This is a genomic window from Microbacterium sp., assembly GCF_003248605.1.
GTDB lineage: Bacteria > Actinomycetota > Actinomycetes > Actinomycetales > Microbacteriaceae > Microbacterium.
In genome coordinates this window covers 1-3990 of sequence record NZ_QFPF01000163.1, presented here as the reverse complement: position 1 = coordinate 3990, position 3990 = coordinate 1, and the positions used below count along the sequence as shown (strand labels likewise).

Sequence of the window (3990 nt, the reverse complement as noted above, 5' to 3'; positions counted from 1 at the left end):
CGAAGATCTGCAGCCCGCCGATCGTCGAGGTGATGATGACGAAGATCAGCGTCGGCTTGAGCGAGGGCAGAGTGATCGAGACGAACTGCCGGAACGCGCCCGCGCCGTCGATCGAGGCGGCCTCGTAGTAGTCCCGGTTGACCGCCTGCATGGCCGCCAGCAGGATCAGCGTGTTGTAGCCGGTCCAGCGGAAGTTGACCATCGTCGCGATGGCGACGTGGCTCCAGAACGGATCGGTGTGCCAGGGGATCGGTCCGATGCCGACGCCGCCGAGCAGGGTGTTGACGAGACCGAACCGGTCGGCGAAGAGGTTGGAGAAGATCAGCGCGACCGCGACCGGGGCCACGATGTAGGGCAGCAGCACGCCCATGCGCCAGAACGTCTTGGCGCGGATGTTCCGGTCGAGCAGCGCCGCGATGAAGACCGCCGCGACCAGCTGCGGCACCGTCGAGAGCAGGAAGATGCTGAAGGTGTTGCGCAGGGCCGTCCAGAAGTGAGGCTGCTGCAGGATCCAGATGTACTGGTCGAACCCGACGAACGTGCCCTCCCCCCGCACGAGGTCCCAGTCCTGGAATGAGATCACCGCGGTGAAGACTATGGGGAAGAGCCCCGTGATCGCGAAGAGGATGAAGAACGGCGAGATGTAGAGGTAGGGCGAGACCTTGAGGTCGAAGCGGCTGAGCCTCTGACTGAACGAGAGCACTCGGGGTGCGCGGGGCGGCGGAGCCTCGTCCTGCACGGACGGGCGCGTGGCGGTGACGGTCACGGGGGATCCTTTGCGGCGGGCGGTGACGAGAGAGGGTGGATGTCGGGGCCCCGGCATCCCGGATCGGATGACGGGGCCCCGCTCGGTGGCCGGCCTAGAAGGCCGACACCTCGGTCACCCAGCTCTCCCACGAGACCTCGGGGGTCTCGAGGCCGTCGAACACGCGCGTCACGGCGTTCTGCAGCGCGTCGTGGAACTGGAAGTACTTCGGTCCCTTGAAGGGCGAGACGGTGACGGCCTCGGCCCGCGCCACGCCGATCTCGCCGGTGGGGGCGTCGTTGAAGTACGCGTTGGTGAAGCCGGTGAGGTTGGTGTCGCCGTACGCGTCGGTCTGGCTCGGGAACGTGCCCGCGTTGACGAACGCCTTGACCTGCTGCTCGGGTGCCGTCAGCCAGTCGGCCAGTGCCTGCGCCGCCTCGACGTTCTCGCCGTCGGCGGGCACGGTCAGGTACGACCCGCCCCAGTTGCCGCCGCCGCCCGGGAAGACATCGGCGATGTCCCACCCGGCGACGTCGGGCGCCTCGCCCGAGATGATGCCGTGCATCCAGCCCGGGCAGAGCATCGCGGCGAACTCGCCGTTGGCCATCGAGGCGTACCAGTCATCACTCCACTGGCCGGGGAACGCGGCGATCGGGATCGCCTTCTCGACGACGGTCTCGTACGCCGCCTGGATCTCGGGGTTCTCGGTGGCGATGATCGTGCCGTCGGGCTCCTCGTAGGTGTACTCGATCTGGTTGACGATGCCCTGCAGCACCGAGTTCGCCGAGTCGATGAACGGCTTGCCGGTCGTCGCGACATAGTCCGCTCCGACCTCGAAGAAGGTGTCCCAGTCCCCCGCGAACAGCTCGGCGACTCCCGCGCGGTCGCTGGGCAGACCCGCCTCGGCGAACAGATCGGCGCGGTAGCAGATGGCCTGGGGGCCGATGTCGGTGCCGTACGCGACGAGGTTGCCCTCGGCATCCGTCGCCGCCGCTTCCTTCCAGTCGAGCCAGCGGCCCTTGAGGTCGTCGGGGACGGGAGCGAGCAGGTCGGAGTACTGCATCATCTCGGCGAACCAGTCGATCTCGACCGCCTCGATGTCGGCGAGGCCCGTCTTGCCGAGCTTCTGGAAGTAGTTGGCGCGGGCGTCGTTCGACGTGGCGGCCTTGTTGTGCACGATCTCGACGCCGGGGTTGGCGTCCATGTACTCCTGCAGCAGCTCGTCGGTGTAGCCGAAGTCGTTGAAGGTGGCGATCGTCAGGGTCGTGGTGCCGTCGGCGTCGCCCTCGGTGTCGCCTCCGCCGCCGGCGCAACCGGCGAGGACGAGGGCAGAACCTGCGGCCGTGGCTGCGACGATCGCGATGCGCCGCTGTGCGCGTGATTTCACGTTCACTCCTTTGTGTGTGGGTGCAAGACATCGGTGTTGCGGCCCGTCGTGGGAACGCTCCCACCGATCGAGATGTGACTCTATGGGAGCGATCCCACGACTGTCAAGCACTTTGTGGGATCGCTCCCACGGCCGCGCACCTCTCGCGTTGGGGCGTCAGAACGCCGTTGGTTGGGGCGTCAGAACGCCGTTGGGGCGTGCTGCAGCGCGCCCCAACGTGATTTCGACGCCCCAACGCGGATCCCGCGCCCACCGCGTGCCGCACGCGGGATTGCACGCGGGACGCGACGGGGCCCGCGGACGACGACGACTAGACTTGCCGCGATCCCCACCCGCGACATCCGGAGCCTCGAATGCCCACCATCGTCGTCGACGTCATGCCCAAGGCCGAGCTGCTGGACCCGCAGGGAAAGGCCGTCACCGGAGCCCTCACCCGACTCGGGGTCGAGCAGTTCAGCGCCGTCCGCATCGGCAAGCGCTTCGAGCTCACCGTCGACGGCGACGTCACCGACGCCGTGCTGGCGAAGGCGCGTGAGATCGCCGAAGACATCCTCTCGAACTCCGTCATCGAGGATGTCGTGGGCATCGAGGTCGTCGAGTGACCACGCGCATCGGGGTCATCACCTTTCCCGGCTCGCTCGACGACGCCGACGCGCGGCGCGCCGTGCGCGTGGCGGGCGCCGAGCCGGTGGCGCTCTGGCACGGTGACCACGACCTTCGCGGCGTCGACGCCATTGTCCTGCCCGGCGGCTTCAGCTATGGCGACTACCTGCGCGCCGGAGCGATCGCCGCGCACGCGCCGATCATGGCCGACGTCAAAGACGCGGCGGGCAGGGGGATGCCGGTGCTCGGCATCTGCAACGGCTTCCAGATGCTCGTCGAGGCACATCTGCTGCCCGGCGGCCTGATCCGCAACGCCCACCAGCAGTTCATCCGCCGCGACCAGCGGCTGCGAGTGGAGAACGCGGACACCGCGTGGACGAACGGGTTCGCGCCGGGGCAGGAGATCGTCATTCCGCTCAAGAACGGCGATGGCGGCTACATCGCCGACGACGACACGCTCGACCGGATCGAGGGCGAGGGCCTGGTGGCGTTCCGATACCTCGGCGTCAACCCCAACGGTTCGCTACGCGACATCGCCGGGCTCACCAACGAGCGCGGCAACGTCGTGGGCCTGATGCCGCACCCCGAGCATGCGGTCGAGCTCGGCTTCGGCCCCGACATGCCCAGCGCGATGCGCTCGGGCGAGGACGGTCGCGTGTTCTTCGAGAGCGCCGTGGCCGCGCTGGTCTCCGCCGCGGCCTGAACGGCCCCGTTCAGACCGCCCCGTTCAGACCGCCCCGTTCAGACGGTCCCGTTCAGACGGTCCCGGCAGGGGGCCAGACGCCGATGATGAGCGCCATCACGACGATGGTCACCAGTTCGTGCGCGACGTTCATGACCGTGAGCGCGGCCGGGCGTCCCTCGAACGCGTCGTGGGTGATGAACCGCGCCGCCGTGAATCCGGCCCACAGCAGGATGCCCGTCACGATCGCCCCCACGAGGAACGATCCTCCGTAGAAGTGCCACGCGATGGCCACCGCCCCCGCGAGCACCCAGGCGGTGATGAAGCTCACGATCACCGTCACGACGATCGGCACCACCGCGGAGGCCCCGGGCCGGTCCATGTCGACCTTCGCCAGGCGCGCCCACCTCGTGCCGAACACCTTCGGCGTGTACCAGATCGAGCCGACGACCATGCTCGATGCCGTGGCGATCAGCACGGCCCAGTAATTGATCTCGGGAATCATCGGGAAGCTCCCTTCGGTGTGTGCCGAGCGTAGCGCTCGCGGGCGCCGGCCGACAGGCAGGCGCGAGG

At 68.3% G+C, this 3990-nt stretch carries 5 protein-coding genes; 2 read left to right on the top strand and 3 right to left on the bottom strand.

Annotated features, from left to right (window positions below; genetic code table 11):
* Together DI573_RS14410 and DI573_RS14405 are read right to left on the bottom strand one after the other, a co-directional pair.
* The coding region (locus DI573_RS14410) for a sugar ABC transporter permease (RefSeq protein ID WP_292815773.1) at window positions 1-766 on the bottom strand (766 nt) is incomplete at its 3' end.
* A 94-nt stretch (window positions 767-860) separates the two neighbouring features.
* Window positions 861-2132, bottom strand: coding sequence for an ABC transporter substrate-binding protein (locus DI573_RS14405; RefSeq protein ID WP_292815769.1), 1272 nt, complete (start codon window positions 2130-2132; stop codon window positions 861-863).
* 353 nt (window positions 2133-2485) lie between these two features.
* Between DI573_RS14405 and purS the strand changes: the two genes are divergently transcribed.
* The gene (purS, locus tag DI573_RS14400) at window positions 2486-2734 is read left to right on the top strand and encodes a phosphoribosylformylglycinamidine synthase subunit PurS (protein WP_292815766.1); all 249 of its coding nucleotides are present in this window, start codon (window positions 2486-2488) and stop codon (window positions 2732-2734) included.
* Window positions 2731-3438: a phosphoribosylformylglycinamidine synthase subunit PurQ gene (gene purQ / locus DI573_RS14395; protein WP_292815763.1), complete on the top strand. Its 708-nt coding sequence runs from the start codon at window positions 2731-2733 to the stop codon at window positions 3436-3438. Before purS ends, purQ begins: the two co-directional genes overlap by 4 nt.
* A gap of 52 nt (window positions 3439-3490) precedes the next feature.
* Here purQ and DI573_RS14390 read toward each other — a convergent pair whose 3' ends face one another.
* Entirely contained in the window at window positions 3491-3922 is a 432-nt protein-coding gene (locus tag DI573_RS14390) for a DUF1761 domain-containing protein (RefSeq protein WP_292815760.1), read from the bottom strand.
* Window positions 3923-3990: the final 68 nt, after the last annotated feature.

Excerpts from the sequence above, each read along its gene's own strand:
- purS (WP_292815766.1), top strand. The coding sequence starts at position 2,486 with ATGCCCACCATCGTCGTCGACGTCATGCCCAAGGCCGAGCTGCTGGAC.
- DI573_RS14390 (WP_292815760.1), bottom strand. The coding sequence starts at position 3,922 with ATGATTCCCGAGATCAATTACTGGGCCGTGCTGATCGCCACGGCATCG.